This is a genomic window from Streptomyces sp. NPDC017095, assembly GCF_044332325.1.
In the GTDB taxonomy this organism is placed as follows: domain Bacteria; phylum Actinomycetota; class Actinomycetes; order Streptomycetales; family Streptomycetaceae; genus Streptomyces.
This window is the reverse complement of the sequence record NZ_JBIROU010000001.1, coordinates 323,545-338,294: the sequence shown is the minus strand read 5'-3', so window position 1 is coordinate 338,294 and position 14,750 is coordinate 323,545. Positions and strand designations below refer to the sequence as shown.

Below are 14,750 nucleotides of genomic sequence, written 5' to 3'. Positions count from 1 at the left end.
AGACCCGCATGCGGCCGACGGTTTGGTGGCGGGGGGGGCGGTGGGGGCGGCGGGGGCGGCGGGGGCGGCGGGGGGGGGGGCCCCCGGGGGGGGGGGGGGGGGGGGGGGGCCCGGGGGCCCCCCCGCCCCCCGGGCGGGGGGCCCGCCGCCTCTCCCTCTTTGCTCATAGCGTGAACTAAGGTGTGGGGAAATGTCGCGCCCCGGTACCCGAAGGGGTATGTTGCAGGTCGGGCAGGGTTTGTGAAGGGAGCCACATGGCGGCGCGCAACGGGCGCACGGTACGCGACCTGAGACGGGGCAACCGCACGGCGGTGCTCCAGCGGCTGTACTTCGACGGCCCGCTCAGCCGCTTCGAACTGGGCCCGGCCACCGGACTCAGCTCCGGCTCGGTCAGCAACGTGGTCGCGGACCTGATCGCCGACGGCCTGGTCGAGGAGGCCGGCAGCGTCGACTCCGACGGCGGCCGGCCCCGCACCCTGCTGCGCGTCGCCCCGCACAGCGGACAGATGATCGGCGTCGATGTCGGCGAGACCCGGGTCCGCGTCGAGCTGTTCGACCTGGCCCTGACGGAACTGGCCCGCGTCGAACGCCCGTTGTCCCCGCAGGGCTACGACGTCGACGTCATCACCGGCCACATCCGCGAGGGCATCGCCGAGGTCCTCACCGCCCCGGAGGCCGAGCCCCGCCGGCTGCTCGGCGTCGGCGTCGGCGTCCCCGGCATCGTCGAGCACAGCCCGGACCGGGGCGCCGTCGTCCACGGCCAGACCATCGGCTGGGACGCGGTCCCGCTGGAGCGGCTGCTGCGCTCCGCCTCGCCGCTGCCCGACGAGGTGCCGTACCTCATCGACAACGGCGCCAAGACCCTCGGCCAGGCGGAGATGTGGTTCGGCGCCGGGCGCGGCGCCCGCAACGCGGTGGTCGTGCTCTTCGGCTCCGGTGTCGGCGCCTGCCTGGTCACGCCCGAGGTGGAGCACGGCCGGGCCGTGGAGTGGGGCCATCTGACCGTGCGGGTGCGCGGGCGGCGCTGCCGCTGCGGTGCGCCGGGCTGCCTGGAGGCGTACGCCGGCGCCGAGTCGCTGCTCGCCCGCTGGCGGGAGGAGGGCGGCCGGCCGCCCGGGGACACCGACGAGGAGACCGCGCTCACCGCGATGCTCGCCGCCGCCTACCCGCCCGAGGGCACCGCGCCCGACCCGGTCGCGCTGGCCGTCCTGGAGGAGACCGCCGAATACCTCGGCGCCGGCCTGTCCGACCTGATCAACCTCTTCCAGCCCGAGCGCATCCTCATCGGCGGCTGGGCCGGACTCCAGCTCGGCACCCGCTTCCTGCCCGCCGTCCGCCGGCACGCGGCGACCTACGCGCTGCGGTACCCGGCCGACAAGGTGAGCATCGACCTCGGCCGGCTCGGCCCGGACGCGGTCACCGTCGGCGCCGCGATCCTGCCGCTGGCCGAGTTCTTCGCCAGCGGCGGCCGGCGCCCGGAACCGGCCGCCGAAGACCGCCTGCCCGCCTGGCGCGCCGCCCTCCGCGAACGCATACCGCGATGAGCGGCAGACCCTAGGCGCGATGAACGACAGACCCTAGGCCGACGGCTCGTCCGGTCCCGGGGCCTCCGTGTCGGTGCGGGGCGCGTCCTGGGCGTCGGTGCCGGAACCGTCCGGGCCGGGCGCGGCGTCCTCGTCCGGGCCGGGTGTCGTCTCCTTGTCCGGCTTCTCGCCGGCCGGGCGCCCGGGGGAGAGGTCCCACGGGTCCTCGTCGGGGCCGGCCTGCTGGTCGGGCATGTCCCGGGGCACCGGCTGCTCCTGCGCCCCGGATCCGGGCTCCTGCACAGTCATCGTGTTCTCCGCTTCTCGTAATGTAGGGGGTGGTGTACGGGACCCGTTCAGCCCGCCTTCCGGCCCCGCAGCGGTTCGGTCTCCATCCCGCCGCCCTGCCGCAGGCCCTCCAGGAACTCCTGGATCACCTCCGTCGCCGTACGCCGGGGCTGCCAGCCCAGCTCGGCGCGCGCCCGCGCGGAGTCCATCAGCGGCAGCCGCAGCACGGCGTCGAACAGGTGCGGCGAGGCCGGCAGCAGCCGCAGCCCCCAGGCCGCGGCGATCGCCGAGCGGGCCGCCGTACGCGGCAGCCGGACCGCCCGGGAGCCGAGCAGCCCGGCGAGCACGGTGGCGTCCAGCGGCGGGTCGGCGGCCAGGTTGTACGGGCCCCGGGCGGTGTCCGAGTGCACCGCGAGCCGGTAGGCCTCGGCCGCGTCGTCGGTGTGCAGCGCCTGCACCCGCAGGCCCGGAATGTCCGGCAGGACCGGCAGCAGCTCGGGCCGGGCCAGCGGTCCGGGCAGGAACCGCCCGCCGAAGATCCGCCGCTGCTCGCTCGCCGACTGCCACTTGAACAGGAACGCCGGCCGCATCCGGACCACCCGCACCTCGGGATGGTCGCGCTCGAACACGTCCAGGGTGCGCTCCAGATAGGCCTTCTCGCGGCAGTACGCGGCGTCCGGCCAGCCGTGTGTCGGCCAGCTCTCGTCCACCGCGCGGTCCTTCGGCCCCGGCGAGTACGCGCCGACGGAGGAGGCGTGCACCAGCACCGGCACCCGGGCGGCGGCGACCGCCTCGAACACCCGGATGCTCCCGAACACGTTGGTCCGCCAGGTCTGCACCGGGTCGTGCGTCGGCTGGAACGCCCAGGCCAGGTGGATCACGGCGTCGGCGCCCGCGAACCGCTCGGCGAGGTCCTCCCGGTCCGACCGCAGGTCGACGGCGGACCACTCGGTCTTCGGCGGCGCCCACGCGGGCGTCCGCCGGGCCAGTCCGTGCACCGACGCGACCCCGGGGTCCTCCGAGAGCAGCCGCACCACACTGGTCCCGACGTTGCCGGTGGCGCCCGTGACGACCACCCTGCTGCCCGCTGAGCTGCTCACCTTCGGCTCCTCTCGCCTGCTCACGGAGGCTGTGACGAGCCGCCGGGTACCCGGGCGGACGACCCGCACACGCGGTACGCCAGGCCCGTGGCAGGGCCGTACCCGAGGAGCGGGGGCCCGTGACAGGCCCGTACCCGGGGAGCGGGAGGCTCGCGGCGGTGTCGGTCACGCGGGGCCGGGGCATGGAGAAGCCCCGGCCGTGACGGGGGAATCACGGCCGGGGCGGTCGGGTGGCGGGCGCGGAGGGCGGTCGCCTCGCGGCGAAAGGCTCCACAGGGCTTCAGCCGAACGATCGTCCCTGTGGGCGAGAGATGAGGCCCGGGGACACTGTCCCCTCCGTACCCACGTCTGGTTCAACGGGCAACCACTTCGGGGTGTTCCGGCCCCTTCCGTGACCTGCGTCACCCTGGCTCACGCCAGCGGGCTCTCTGCCAGCCGCGCCAGCAGATCGGCGGGATCGGCGTACACCGCCTCCGCCCCGGCCTCCTCCAGGTCCGCGCGCGGGATCCCGCCGCACAGCACCCCCAGACAGCGCACCCCGGCCTTGCTGCCGGCCCGCATGTCCCACACGGTGTCCCCGACGAACACCGCCCGCGAGGCCGGCACCCCGGCCAGCTCCAGGGCGTGCTCCACCGGCTCGGGCGCCGGTTTGCCCTGCTGCACGTCGTCGGCGCTCGCGGTGTCCGTGATGGCCTCGTCCGCGTCGAGCGCCCGGCGCAGCGCGCCCAGCTCGGCACCGCTCGCCGAGGTCGCGAGCACCACCGTCCAGCCGTCCCCGTGCAGCCGGCGCAGCAGGTCACCGGCGCCGGGCAGGGCGGGGAGCCGGTCGAAGTACTGGCCGTACAGCGCCTTGTGCGCGGCGCTCAGCTCGTCGTCCTGATCCGGGTCGCGGTCGTCGCCCAGCAGATGGGCGATCAGGTCCGTGGAGCCCAGCCCGACGGCCCGGTGCACGGCGTGCATGGGCACGTCGTGCCCGGCCTGGCGGAAGGCCTCCCACCAGGTGACGACGTGCAGATGGTTGGTGTCGACCAGGGTTCCGTCGACATCGAAGACGGCGGCTCGTTCCATGCGGAGTATCCCTTTCCCGGCTCCCGTACGGCGACCACGGCGCCTTCCCGGCTGCCGCCCGGTCTCCCGCCTGGTGCCTCGCGTCCGGCGTCTGTCGTCCGGGCGTCTGTCGTCCGGTCGTATCTGGTCCGGGCGTCTGTCGTCCGGTCTCTCGTACGGGTCCGGGTACCACGACTCCGGGTTCAGGAACCCGCCGCGCGCGCCGGGACCCGGCCCTCCCGCGTCCAGTCCAGCAGTTCCCCGGCCGGCCAGGTGGTCACCACCCGTTCGGCGGGCACCCCGCACTCCTCGGCCCGGGCGCAGCCGAGGATCTGCCAGTCCAGCTGGCCGGGCGCGTGCGCGTCGGTGTCGACGGCGAACAGCACGCCCGCCGCGACCGCCCGGCGCAGCAGCCGCCGCGGCGGGTCCAGCCGCTCCGGCCGGCTGTTGATCTCCACCGCCGTGCCCGACTCGGCGCACGCCGCGAACACCTCGTCCGCGTCGAACTGCGACTCCGGCCGCCCGCGGCCCGTCACCAGGCGCCCGGTGCAGTGCCCGAGCACGTCGGCGTGCGGGTTGCGCACGGCGGCCACCATGCGGCGGGTCATGGACCGGGCGTCCATCCGCAGCTTGGAGTGCACGGACACCACGACCACGTCCAGCCGCTCCAGCAACTCCGGTTCCTGGTCCAGCGAGCCGTCCTCCAGGATGTCGCACTCGATCCCGGTGAGCAGCCGGAACGGCGCCCACCGCGCGTTCAGGTCCGCCACCACCGCGAGCTGCTCCCGCAGCCGCTCCGGCGACAGCCCGCGGGCCACGGTGAGCCGCGGGGAGTGGTCGGTGAGCACGGTCCACTCGTGGCCCAGTCCGGCCGCCGTCCGCCCCATCTCCTCGATCGGGCTGCCGCCGTCGGACCAGTCCGAGTGCGTGTGGCAGTCCCCGCGGATCAGCGCCCGCAGCCCGGACCCGGGACCCTCGGCGCCGGCCGCCGCCCCGGCCTCCTCCTCCAGCCGGCGCAGGTAACCGGGCATCTCACCGGCCAGCGCCTCCCGCGCCACCTGCGCGGTCTTCGGCCCGATCCCCTTCAGCGACTCCAGCGTCCCGGCCGCCGCCCGCGCCGCCACCTCCTCGGCGGGCAGCGCGGCCAGCGTCCGGGAGGCGGTGCGGAAGGCCCGTACCCGGTAGGCGGGCGCGAGCGCCCGCTCCAGCAGGAAGGCGATCCGGTCCAGGGCGGCGACGGGGTCCATGCACTCCAGGTTCACACCGGACGCCCCGGAGCGGCGCGGGGAACCACGCGGACGGCCGACCCATGGCCCGGCGGCCCGCACCAGCCCGTGTCCCCGGACCGCCCCCCGCGCCCGGTCGGCGCGGCCCGTTTGCCGCCCGCGCCCCCGGGTACTGCGAAGGCCCGTCCTTGCGATCACCTACCCGAGGAGGCGAGCCATGCCCACACCGGCCGCGCAGCGAACGGCACTGATCACCGGCGCGGACTCCGGCATCGGCCGTGCCACCGCCGTACGTCTGGCCGAGGCGGGCCTGGACGTCGGCATCACCTGGCACTCCGACGAGAGGGGCGCCGAGGAGACCGCCGAGGAGGTCCGCGCGCACGGCCGCCGCGCCGCCGTGGCCCGGCTGGACCTGACCCGGCTGCCCGAGGCCGCCGACGTGGTGGACACCCTCTGTGCCGAGCTGGGCCGGATCGACGTCCTGGTCAACAACGCCGGTACGGGCACGATGACCCCGTACCTCGACCTCACCCTGGAGGATGTGCGCCGGGTCCTGGACGTCGACCTCGTCGGCCCGTTCCTGCTCGGCCAGCGGGCCGCGCGCCACATGATCCGGCAGGGCGACGGCGGCCGGATCGTCAACGTCACCTCCGTGCACGAGCACCAGCCCCGGGTCGGCGCCGCCCCGTACTGCGCGGCCAAGGGCGGACTCGGGCTGCTCACCCAGGTGATGGCCCTGGAGCTGGCCGAGCACGGCATCACGGTGAACGCGGTGGCGCCGGGCGAGATCGCCACCCCGATGACCGGCCAGGAGGACACCGACGTGCACACCGAGCGCCGCCCCGGCGTACCGCTCGGCCGGCCCGGCGACGCCCGCGAGGTCGCCGCGGTGATCGCGTTCCTGGCGAGCCCGGACGCCTCGTACGTCACCGGCGCCTCCTGGAGCGTCGACGGCGGCATGCTGCGCATGGGCCCGCAGGCCGGATCCCATCTGACCAGCGACGACTGGCGCCGCCCCTGAGCCGGGGCCGTGCGGGCCGCGGTGCTCAGGGGCGGCAGGGACCCGGTGGACGACCCGTCGGCCCGCGTCGCGTTCTAGGCTCTATTGCATGACCGAACAAGCAGCTCCCCACATCTGCCGGCCGCGGGTCCTGGTCCATGGTGTGTGCCCGGGCCGGCACGGTGATCCGCCCTTCCGGATCATGGAGATCGACGGTCAGGTGGTCGGCGAGGCCAGGACCGTCACGGACGTGCTGGAGACGGCCGCCTCCTACGGCGTCACCATCCATGATCTGGACGACCCGGACGTGGTCCGCTTCGTCGGCGGGGACAAGTACACCTGGAAGGTGCGCTGAGCGGACCCCTCAGCCGACCGTCCACTTCTGGTTGGCGCCGCCGGTGCAGGTCCAGATCTGCAGCCGCGTCCCGTTGGCCGAGGTGTTCCCGGCGACGTCGAGGCACTTGTCGGCCTGCGGGTTGACGATGTCGTGCGCACCGGTGACGGTCCACTTCTGGTTGGGACCGCCGGTGCAGTCCCACAGCTGGACGGCGGAGCCGTCGGCCGTGCCGTTGTCCTTCACGTCCAGGCACTTGCCGAGCGCCCGGAGGGTGCCGTCCGAGCCGACCGTCCAGGACTGGGCGCCCGTGCCGTTGCAGTCGTAGAGCTGGACCGCGGTGCCGTTCGCCGGGTTCGCGCCGGCCACGTCCGCGCACTTGCCCGCCAGGCCCCGGACCGGCACACCGGCGGCGCTGTCGCTCGTCGTCACCGACACCGAGTCCACCAGCAGCGTCTGCGGGAACTGGGTGGAGCCGTCGGGGTCGCCGGGCCAGTAGCCGCCGACCGCGAGGTTCAGGATGAGGAAGAACGGCTTGTTGAACACCCAGGTCTTGCCGCCCAGGTCGGCGGGGGTGCGGCGCTGGTAGACGGTGCCGTCCACCGACCAGGTGATCGAGTCGGGCGCCCAGTCGACGGCGAAGGCGTGGAAGGCGTCCGCGAAGGACTGCCCGTTCGGCAGCGAGTACGGCGCGCCGATGCCGCCCGAGCCGGAGTAGCCGGGGCCGTGGATGGTGCCGTGCACGGTCGAGGGTTCGAAGCCGACGTTCTCCATCACGTCGATCTCACCCGAGTCCGGCCAGTTGACCGGGGTGCCGAGCATCCAGAACGCCGGCCACATGCCCTGCCCGCGCGGGATCTTCATCCGGGCCTCGACATGGCCGTACTGGGCGTTGAACTTCCCGGCGGTGTTCAGCCGGGCCGAGGTGTACTGGCAACTGCCGTACCAGCACTGGTAACCGGCCGGGTTCTCCTTCCGGGCCGTGATCACCAGATGGCCCTGGCCGTCCAGGGCCGCGTTCTTCGTCCCCGACGTGTAGTACTGCCGTTCGTGGTTGTTGACGTTGTCGCCGGTCTCCAGGGTCCACTTGGAGCCGTCCACCGCGGCGCCCGCGGGCCCGTCGAAGGTGTCGGAGAAGGTGGTGACGGCCGCGGCCGCCGGTGCGGCGGACTCCGCGTGCGCCGGTCCGACGGCGGCCGAGCCGATCAGCGCGGCCGACAGGGCGGCGAGGAGACATCTGCGGAGCAGGCGTGGGGAGGCCATGGCTCTCCGTTCTCGTGGGGGGACACGGATGCGTGATGCCTCTTGATTTAAGGAGTGAGATAAGGGGTCCGTCAATACTCTGGTACAGACCTGTTGCGCCGGCTCAGCCGGCCGACGGCTCCCGCACGCGCCGGTGCACCCCGTGGCCGAGCCGCCGCCCCAGCAGCAGCCAGCCCAGCAGCGCCCCGGTCGTGTTGAGGATGACGTCGTCGACGTCGAAGGCCCGCCCGGTCACCAGCGCACCCTGCACCAGCTCCACCATCAGCATCACCAGGGCCGTCAGCGCCAGCACCCGCAGCACTCCCCGGGCGCGCGGCGCCAGCACCGGCACCAGCACGCCGAACGGCACGCCGAGCAGCACGTTCCCGCCGATCTGCCGGATCGCCTCCCGGGCCGGCGCCTGCTCCAGATAGGCCCGCAGCGAGCGGCCCGGGTGCACGTTGCTGTGCGTCAGGGACACCGACGCGGGCGACGGCTGGAGCGTCAGCCGGGCCAGGACGACGGCGAACACCACCATGACCGCGAACGCGGCCAGCACCGCCAGCAGCCGTACCGGAAGCGGCAGCGCGTGCCGCGGGGGCCGGGCCGGGGTCTCCGTCTCCGGGTACGGCGCCGGGCCGGCGTCCGCTTCCGGCTCGCGGGCGGCGCCCGTGCGGTCCGGCCGCCGTATCCGGGCGGCGCGCAGGACCTCGGGCAGGCGCGGGACGGTAGGGGCCATGCGGTCCTCCCAGGCGGCGACTTACCGGTGTGGAAGCCCGCTTACCCGCCCGGCGCCGCGAGATGCCACCCGCCGGACGGTCCCGGCCGCCGCCGGCCGCGTCGTTCACGCCTGCGGGGCACCGGGCGCGCGGACCCGCCTGCCGCCGGGTCCGCCCGGCGCCGACGGTGCTTGGATGCCCCCGGCGGTCCACCTGACACGGGACCGCGTACCACCGCACAACGGACCGAGGAGGCACCGCGTGCTCCGTCGTACGGCCCCTCGCGCGGTCCTGCTCGCCGCCGGCGAACTCCTGGTCTGGTGGGTGGCGCTGGCCCTGATGCTGGTGAAGGCGGCTGCCGTGCCGTTCCGCTTCTGGCTCCCGGACGCGCACGCCGTCGCGCCCACCCCGGTGTGCATGCTGCTGTCCGGTGTCATGGTCGAACTCGGCGCGTACGGCGTGTGGCGGGTGTACGGCACCGTCTTCGCCGGACCCGGGGGAGTGCCCGCCGCCGACCTGACGCGGGTCCTGGTGACGCTCGGTGCGCTGACCGCCGTGACGGGCGCCGTCATGTGCTGGTACCAGCGGCACATCAAACGGCTGCCCGCCTGCTCCACCGTCGCCCACACGGGCCTGTTCCTCGTCGGGCTGGGCGTCCTCACGCCCGAGGGGGACGACGGCGTCGCCTTGTACCTCCTCGGGCACGCCGGGGTGAAGGCCGCGCTGTTCGCCTGCGCGGGCGTCCCGCTGGACCGCTTCGGCAGCGTCGACGAGCACGAACTGCACGGCCGGGGCCGGTCGCTGCCCGCCGCCGGGGTGATGTTCGCCGTGGGCGCGCTGGGCCTGGCCGGTCTGCCGCCGTTCGGCACGGGGCTCGGCAAGGCGGTCGGCGAGGAGGCGGCCGGCGGCCCGCTCACCGTGGTGTACGCGGCGGCCTCCGCGATCACCGCGGGCGCGGTCCTGCGGGTCGCCGCCCGGGTGTTCCTGGGCCTCGGACCGCGCCCCGGGGACGCGGCGTACGAGACCAAGGGCTCCGGTGAGGAACCGGAGACCGCCGGCCTGCTCGGCCGGATCCCGGACACCATGACGACCGTGCCCGCCGTGCTGCTGGCCGCCGCGCTCGCCGTCGGCGTGGCACCCGGCTTCGGCGGCCTGGTGGCCCGCTCCGTCAACGAGGCGGGTTCGGGCGGCGCCCACGCCGTCGTGGGCCGGACCGCGCACGGCGTCCTGCTGGGCGTGGCCTCCGCCCTGCTGGCCGTGGCGCTCGCCGGCCTCGCCGTCGTCCGCCCGGCCTGGGCGGCCGCTCCCGGCCGGGCCGAGCCCCTGCGGCGCCTGCAGCCCGGGCACGTCGGCGATTACGCGGCCTGGCTGCTGGTGGGCGCGACCCTGCTGGGGGCGCTGGCCCTGCCGGGCGTGCCGGGCTCCTGATCAGCCGCTCCCGCCCGGAGCGCCGCCCGCGCGCCCGGCGCCGTAGGAGACGTGCACCTCCTTGAAGCCGAGCGAGCGCAGCAGGCCCTGGAGCATCCTGGTGGTGTTGGTCTCGGCGCGGGCGGTCAGTCCGCTGCCGCGTGCCGCGTCGCCGATGTGCCGTACGGCGAGCCGCTGTACGGCCTGCTCGCCGTTGGGGTTGTCCGAGAACAGGTCGCCGAGCCGGTCCAGCAGCCCGCGCTGCTTGGCGACGGCGTAGGAGTGGTCGGGGTCCAGGGCCGGTTTGCCGAGCCGCGCGTGCGGCAGCCGGAGGGTGGCGGACGTACGGCCGGCGTCGACCGTGACGTCCTTCTCACCGACCTGTCCGAGGTCGACATAGGCGTCCACGGTGCCCGCGCCGACGTACAGGGTGCGGGTGCCGCGCAGGGCGTCGGGCAGGAACCTGGCGTCCTTCTCCAGGTCCACGACGACCTGGAAGTTGCCCGACGCGGCGGTGTAACGGCTCATGTCCCGCACCGACTTCAGCAGTGCGGGCCCGGAGCGGTCATGGGTCTCGGTGCCGAACAGGTCCTTGACGCCCGGCAGTACGGCCAGCCGTATCCCGGCGAACAGGACGGCGAGCACCACCACCAGCGCCACCACGGCCTTGACCCAGCCCGGCAGGCGTGCGGGGGAAGTCGTCATCGTGACGGTCCTCCTTCCTGCCCACCGGATGCCCGCCGGCGGCCGGAACAGGCCGGGCGCATGCGCCGAATGGCCGTCAGGAAGCCGTCGTCACGCCGGTGCCCCGTCCGGGGCCACCGCCGCGGCCCGGTCCAGCGCCGTGTCCAGGTCCGGCTGCGGGGGCAGCAGCCGGGCCAGGCCGGTGACACGGAAGACGCGCAGGGTCAGCGGGCGGGTGCACACCAGGTGCAGCCGCCCGCCGCGCTCCCGCACCCGGGCGTGCGCCCGGTACAGCAGCCGCAGCCCCGAGCAGTCGAAGAACTCCACCTGCCGCAGGTCGATCACGGCCCGGACGCCGGTGCCGGCGGTGACCCGGTCGAGGACCGGGCCGATCTCCTCCGCCGCGACGAGGTCGATCTCACCCCGGAACTCCAGCACCGTGTGCCCGCGGTAGGCGTACACGCCCAGTTGCCGGGTGGGGGACACGCATTCCTGTCGCACCTCGGCACCACCTTCCACCCGTGCACCGACGACGTCATCCGATCGTCAAGTTACCCCCGATGGAAGGAATTTGAGCACGTTCGATTGACATATGTCTTCGAGTTTGTGGCGTGTCGCCCCGGGTGCCCCTCAGTCCGTCAGCAGCACCAGCTTGCCCGTGGTCCGGCCGGTGTCGCCCAGCTCGTGCGCCTTCGCCGCCTCCGCCAGCGGGAACGTGCCGGCGATCGTGGGCGTCAGCCGCCCGGACTCCGCCAGCTCGGCGATCGCCCGCATCCCGCTCCGGTCGGCGTCGACGAGCATCCGCACCGCCCGCACGCCCAGCCGCTCCGCCTCCGCGGGGAAGTCCTCGTCCCCGATGGGCAGGATCGACACCACCACACCGCCGGGCCGCAGCGTCCGCAGCGACCGCACCGAGGTCTCCCCGCCGAGCGTGTCCAGGACGACGTCGACGTCCCGCACCGCCTCGGTGACGTCGGTGGACCGGTAGTCGACCGGCTCGTCCACGCCGATCTCCCGCAGGAAGCCGTGCTTGCCCTCGCTCGCGGTCCCGATCACGTACGCCCCGCGCGCCTTGGCGATCTGCACCGCCACATGACCGACCCCGCCGGCCGCCGCGTGGATCAGCACCCGCTGCCCCGGCCGGACGTCCGCGTGCTCGGTCAGCGCCTGCCAGGCGGTCAGGGACACCAGCGGCAGCGCCGCCGCGTGCACATGGTCCAGGGCGGCCGGCTTGAGCGTCAGGGCCCGCACCGGGGCCAGCACGTACTCGGCGTGCGAGCCGTGGCCGTACGGGTACGGCAGCATGCCGAAGACCTCGTCGCCGGGGCGGAAGGCGGCGGCCCCGATCCCGGTCTCCACGACCTCGCCGGACAGGTCCCAGCCGAGGACGAACGGGGGCTCGCCCAGGAAACCGCCGGTGGCCCGGTGCTTCCAGTCGGTCGGGTTGAGCCCGGCCGCCCGGACCCGGACCAGCACCTGGTTCGGACCCGGCACCGGCCGCTCGATCCGTACTTCCCGCAAGACCTCGGGGCCGCCGAGGACGTCCTGGCTGATCGCTCGCATCGTGTTCACATCGCTCATGGTCACCCAGCGTGCCCCAGTCCGCCCGGCCGGGAAATGGCAGAAAAGTCAACCTCCGATAGGATCGTGCCATGTCTGACCGACAGCCGCGCCCCGGCCGCCCGGAACGGGTCGCCGTCCTCGCCCTCGACGGCGCCTACCCCTTCGAACTGGGCATCCCCAGCCGCATCCTCGGCGCGGCCGACGGCCGCTACGAGGTGATCACCTGCTCGGTCGACGGACGGCCGGTGCAGACCTGCGCCGACTTCACCATCGGCGTCGCCCACGGTCCCGAGGTCCTCGATACCGCCGACACGGTGATCGTCACCTCCATGGCGCCCGCCCGTATCCCCGACCGGCTGCCCGCCGAGGTCACCGCCGCGCTCGCCCGGATCCGCCCGGACGCCCGGATCGTGTCCATCTGCACAGCCGCCTTCGTCCTCGCCGAGGCCGGGCTGCTCGACGGCCGCCGGGCGACCACCCACTGGCAGATGACCGACCTGTTCCGGCGCAGCTACCCGCGGGTGGAACTCGACCCGGACGTCCTGTTCGTCGCCGACGGCCGTATGCTCACCTCCGCCGGCGCCGCCTCCGGCGTCGACATCTGCCTGCACATCGTCCGCACCGACCACGGCAGCGAACTGGCGAACGCCGTCGCCCGCCGTTGCGTCGTGCCCCCGTTCCGCGACGGCGGACAGGCCCAGTACATCGAGCAGCCGGTCCCCGACAGCGGCGCCGCCGGCACGGCCGCGACCCGCGCGTGGGCACTGGACCGGCTGGACCGGCCGCTCACCCTGGCGGACCTCGCCGGACACGCCCGGATGAGCCTGCGCACCTTCGCCCGCCGCTTCAACGACGAGGTCGGCCTCAGCCCCGGCCGCTGGCTGATCCAGCAGCGGGTGGCCCGCGCCCGGCACCTGCTGGAGGCCAGCGACCTGCCGGTGGACCGGATCGCCGCCGAGGTCGGCTTCGCCACCGGCGCCTCGCTGCGCCAGCACCTGCACGCGGCGATCGGCGTCTCCCCGCAGGCCTACCGGCGCACCTTCCAGCGGGCCCGCTGAACGTTCCCGCCCGTCCCGGCGTCGAAGGACCGTCCGCGACACGGCGGAGACACGACCGGGACACGAGGGAACAGGGGCGGGAATGCGCGCAGGACACGTGGCGGCGGCGGTGCTGGCGGTGGTGACGGCGGTGACGGCGGCGGGCTGTGACACCGGCCCCCGCCCGGACCTGGTGGTCGAGGGCACCGCGCCGGCCCGACCGTACGGCGGCCCGCTCTCGGTGCCCACCAGGGAACTCGACGAGAGCGGCCCCCGGGCGCTGCGCCTGGCCTCCGGAGCGGCCGGCCGGGCCCTGGAGTGCGACGGCGAGATCTTCGAGGGCTCCGGACCGGACGGGTGGAGCGCGTCCGAGGGCGGCGGCACCCCGGAGGAGGGCCTGGCCCTCCACTTCGACATGGACCAGTCGGACCTGCCCGACCACGGCTACCGCGTGGAGCGCCGGGAGCGCGACCGGGTGCTCTACTCCTACGACGTGGACGGCCGGACCAAAGCGGTGGTCGTGGTGGCCCGGGACCAGAAGGACCGGCCCGGCTGGGGCCCGGAGACCAACGCCTCCTGCGACCCTGCCGAGTTCCCCGAGAGCGTGGCGGCCGCCGAGGGCTGGGAGGTGTGGACCGACCGCGCGGGCCGCAGGGTGCCGGTGAGCCGGCTGCACAGCTCCTCGGGAGCGGAGCACTGCGACTGGCAGTCCGCCCGCTTCCTGACCCTGGCCGGCCGGCTGTACGCCCGCGATCCCGAGGGCGTGCTCGCCGGCCTGCTCCAGGGGCCGTACCACGCCCGGGTCCGCATGCCCGCGGGCGCCCGCGACACCGGCTACCACCGCGCCGGCCGCAGGCTGTGGCTGACCGACGGCAAGACGGTCCTCTACGTCCGCACGGCGACCGGAGTGGAGGCCTGGCCCCGGGTGAAGGACGGCGTCGGCTGCGCCTGAGGCCGCTCACCGGGCGCGGGCCGCTCCCCGGCCGCACACCGCTCCCCGGCCGTCCGCCCGCTCCGCCGCCCGGCGCAAGCGGAACACCCGCCACCGCCGACTGAATCGGGCGGCCCGGGATAAGCGCTGGGAAGAGGACACATCCCGGGAGGACCCATGGCAGTGGTGAAAGCGGGCGTGGTCGTACTGGACTGCGCCGAGCCGGAGAAACTCGCGGAGTTCTACCGCGAGTTCCTGGAAGCCGAGCGGACCGTCGCGTCCGCCAACCTGGTGGAGATCCGCGGCGCCGACGGCATCCGGCTGGCCTTCCGGCGTGACGCCAACGCGACCCCGCCCAGCTGGCCGCGCCCCGAGAACTCCCTCCAGGTCCACCTCGACTTCCTGGTCGAGGACCTGGACGAGGCCGAACGGCGGGTGGTGGGACTCGGCGGCCGGCCGATCGAGACCAGGGACGCGGCGGGTCCCTACGAGGAACGCGGCTACTCCGACCCCGCCGGCCACTCCTTCACCCTCCGCCTGGTGCCGCCCACGGCCCCGAAACAGGGCTGAGCCCTGGCCCTCGAACAGGGCTGAACCACGGTCCCGAAACTGTGTGCAGTCACGGCCGAAGGCCCGGCCGCCGGACCGC

General features: G+C 74.7%; 15 protein-coding genes and 1 pseudogene. 7 read left to right on the top strand and 9 right to left on the bottom strand.

Features of this window, described 5'->3' with window-relative positions; all coding sequences use genetic code 11:
- Nucleotides 1–254 precede the first annotated feature (254 nt).
- Nucleotides 255–1,544 (top strand): ROK family protein, encoded by a 1,290-nt coding sequence (locus tag ACH4OA_RS01275; protein WP_397967010.1) that lies wholly within the window; start codon nucleotides 255–257, stop codon nucleotides 1,542–1,544.
- A gap of 33 nt (nucleotides 1,545–1,577) precedes the next feature.
- On the opposite strand, the gene ACH4OA_RS01270 is transcribed toward ACH4OA_RS01275, so the two are convergent.
- From ACH4OA_RS01270 to ACH4OA_RS01255, 4 genes are all read right to left on the bottom strand, one after another.
- Nucleotides 1,578–1,832 carry a hypothetical protein gene (locus ACH4OA_RS01270; protein WP_397935029.1) on the bottom strand — a complete coding sequence of 85 codons (255 nt, stop codon included), beginning with the start codon at nucleotides 1,830–1,832 and terminating at the stop codon, nucleotides 1,578–1,580.
- 47 nt (nucleotides 1,833–1,879) lie between these two features.
- Nucleotides 1,880–2,911: an SDR family oxidoreductase gene (locus tag ACH4OA_RS01265; protein ID WP_397967009.1), complete on the bottom strand. Its 1,032-nt coding sequence runs from the start codon at nucleotides 2,909–2,911 to the stop codon at nucleotides 1,880–1,882.
- A 411-nt stretch (nucleotides 2,912–3,322) separates the two neighbouring features.
- Nucleotides 3,323–3,979: an HAD family hydrolase gene (locus ACH4OA_RS01260; protein ID WP_397935026.1), complete on the bottom strand. Its 657-nt coding sequence runs from the start codon at nucleotides 3,977–3,979 to the stop codon at nucleotides 3,323–3,325.
- A 182-nt stretch (nucleotides 3,980–4,161) separates the two neighbouring features.
- Nucleotides 4,162–5,205, bottom strand: a complete 1,044-nt coding sequence (locus ACH4OA_RS01255; protein ID WP_397935024.1) for a PHP domain-containing protein — start codon at nucleotides 5,203–5,205, stop codon at nucleotides 4,162–4,164.
- A gap of 196 nt (nucleotides 5,206–5,401) precedes the next feature.
- Here ACH4OA_RS01255 and ACH4OA_RS01250 point away from each other — a divergent pair, with 196 nt between their 5' ends.
- Both ACH4OA_RS01250 and ACH4OA_RS01245 read left to right on the top strand, forming a co-directional pair.
- A complete protein-coding gene (locus ACH4OA_RS01250; protein WP_397935022.1) occupies nucleotides 5,402–6,205 on the top strand; it encodes an SDR family oxidoreductase in 804 nt (267 codons plus the stop codon).
- Between the two features lie 88 nt (nucleotides 6,206–6,293).
- Complete coding sequence (locus ACH4OA_RS01245; protein WP_365878767.1) at nucleotides 6,294–6,539, top strand: hypothetical protein; 246 nt, start codon at nucleotides 6,294–6,296, stop codon at nucleotides 6,537–6,539.
- Between the two features lie 9 nt (nucleotides 6,540–6,548).
- Here ACH4OA_RS01245 and ACH4OA_RS01240 read toward each other — a convergent pair whose 3' ends face one another.
- Both ACH4OA_RS01240 and ACH4OA_RS01235 read right to left on the bottom strand, forming a co-directional pair.
- Nucleotides 6,549–7,781, bottom strand: coding sequence for an RICIN domain-containing protein (locus tag ACH4OA_RS01240; RefSeq protein WP_397967006.1), 1,233 nt, complete (start codon nucleotides 7,779–7,781; stop codon nucleotides 6,549–6,551).
- 103 nt (nucleotides 7,782–7,884) lie between these two features.
- Entirely contained in the window at nucleotides 7,885–8,499 is a 615-nt protein-coding gene (locus ACH4OA_RS01235; RefSeq protein WP_397935020.1) for a VanZ family protein, read from the bottom strand.
- Nucleotides 8,500–8,758: 259 nt separating this feature from the next.
- On the opposite strand from ACH4OA_RS01235, the pseudogene ACH4OA_RS01230 reads away from it, so the two are divergent.
- Nucleotides 8,759–9,907, top strand: a pseudogene (locus tag ACH4OA_RS01230) (complex I subunit 5 family protein); the annotation flags it as partial.
- Here the strand turns inward: ACH4OA_RS01230 and ACH4OA_RS01225 are convergent.
- The 3 genes from ACH4OA_RS01225 to ACH4OA_RS01215 all read right to left on the bottom strand — a co-directional run bounded on the left by ACH4OA_RS01225 (nucleotide 9,908) and on the right by ACH4OA_RS01215 (nucleotide 12,151).
- Nucleotides 9,908–10,591, bottom strand: coding sequence for a DUF4230 domain-containing protein (locus ACH4OA_RS01225; protein ID WP_397935018.1), 684 nt, complete (start codon nucleotides 10,589–10,591; stop codon nucleotides 9,908–9,910).
- Nucleotides 10,592–10,681: 90 nt separating this feature from the next.
- Nucleotides 10,682–11,071, bottom strand: a complete 390-nt coding sequence (locus ACH4OA_RS01220; protein ID WP_397967004.1) for an anti-sigma factor antagonist — start codon at nucleotides 11,069–11,071, stop codon at nucleotides 10,682–10,684.
- 129 nt (nucleotides 11,072–11,200) lie between these two features.
- Nucleotides 11,201–12,151 carry an NADP-dependent oxidoreductase gene (locus ACH4OA_RS01215; RefSeq protein WP_397935016.1) on the bottom strand — a complete coding sequence of 317 codons (951 nt, stop codon included), beginning with the start codon at nucleotides 12,149–12,151 and terminating at the stop codon, nucleotides 11,201–11,203.
- 71 nt (nucleotides 12,152–12,222) lie between these two features.
- Here ACH4OA_RS01215 and ACH4OA_RS01210 point away from each other — a divergent pair, with 71 nt between their 5' ends.
- From ACH4OA_RS01210 to ACH4OA_RS01200, 3 genes are all read left to right on the top strand, one after another.
- Nucleotides 12,223–13,191 (top strand): GlxA family transcriptional regulator, encoded by a 969-nt coding sequence (locus ACH4OA_RS01210; protein ID WP_397967001.1) that lies wholly within the window; start codon nucleotides 12,223–12,225, stop codon nucleotides 13,189–13,191.
- Between the two features lie 82 nt (nucleotides 13,192–13,273).
- Nucleotides 13,274–14,122: a hypothetical protein gene (locus tag ACH4OA_RS01205; RefSeq protein ID WP_397966999.1), complete on the top strand. Its 849-nt coding sequence runs from the start codon at nucleotides 13,274–13,276 to the stop codon at nucleotides 14,120–14,122.
- 156 nt (nucleotides 14,123–14,278) lie between these two features.
- Nucleotides 14,279–14,671 carry a VOC family protein gene (locus ACH4OA_RS01200; RefSeq protein WP_365882307.1) on the top strand — a complete coding sequence of 131 codons (393 nt, stop codon included), beginning with the start codon at nucleotides 14,279–14,281 and terminating at the stop codon, nucleotides 14,669–14,671.
- Nucleotides 14,672–14,750 lie beyond the last annotated feature (79 nt).

What these genes read in the sequence shown, in the direction of transcription:
- ACH4OA_RS01275 (WP_397967010.1), top strand. Translation starts at nt 255, where the DNA reads ATGGCGGCGCGCAACGGGCGCACGGTACGCGACCTGAGACGGGGCAAC.
- ACH4OA_RS01270 (WP_397935029.1), bottom strand. Translation starts at nt 1,832, where the DNA reads ATGACTGTGCAGGAGCCCGGATCCGGGGCGCAGGAGCAGCCGGTGCCC.
- ACH4OA_RS01260 (WP_397935026.1), bottom strand. Translation starts at nt 3,979, where the DNA reads ATGGAACGAGCCGCCGTCTTCGATGTCGACGGAACCCTGGTCGACACC.
- ACH4OA_RS01255 (WP_397935024.1), bottom strand. Translation starts at nt 5,205, where the DNA reads ATGGACCCCGTCGCCGCCCTGGACCGGATCGCCTTCCTGCTGGAGCGG.
- ACH4OA_RS01250 (WP_397935022.1), top strand. Translation starts at nt 5,402, where the DNA reads ATGCCCACACCGGCCGCGCAGCGAACGGCACTGATCACCGGCGCGGAC.
- ACH4OA_RS01245 (WP_365878767.1), top strand. Translation starts at nt 6,294, where the DNA reads ATGACCGAACAAGCAGCTCCCCACATCTGCCGGCCGCGGGTCCTGGTC.
- ACH4OA_RS01240 (WP_397967006.1), bottom strand. Translation starts at nt 7,781, where the DNA reads ATGGCCTCCCCACGCCTGCTCCGCAGATGTCTCCTCGCCGCCCTGTCG.
- ACH4OA_RS01235 (WP_397935020.1), bottom strand. Translation starts at nt 8,499, where the DNA reads ATGGCCCCTACCGTCCCGCGCCTGCCCGAGGTCCTGCGCGCCGCCCGG.
- ACH4OA_RS01225 (WP_397935018.1), bottom strand. Translation starts at nt 10,591, where the DNA reads ATGACGACTTCCCCCGCACGCCTGCCGGGCTGGGTCAAGGCCGTGGTG.
- ACH4OA_RS01215 (WP_397935016.1), bottom strand. Translation starts at nt 12,151, where the DNA reads ATGAGCGATGTGAACACGATGCGAGCGATCAGCCAGGACGTCCTCGGC.
- ACH4OA_RS01210 (WP_397967001.1), top strand. Translation starts at nt 12,223, where the DNA reads ATGTCTGACCGACAGCCGCGCCCCGGCCGCCCGGAACGGGTCGCCGTC.
- ACH4OA_RS01205 (WP_397966999.1), top strand. Translation starts at nt 13,274, where the DNA reads ATGCGCGCAGGACACGTGGCGGCGGCGGTGCTGGCGGTGGTGACGGCG.
- ACH4OA_RS01200 (WP_365882307.1), top strand. Translation starts at nt 14,279, where the DNA reads ATGGCAGTGGTGAAAGCGGGCGTGGTCGTACTGGACTGCGCCGAGCCG.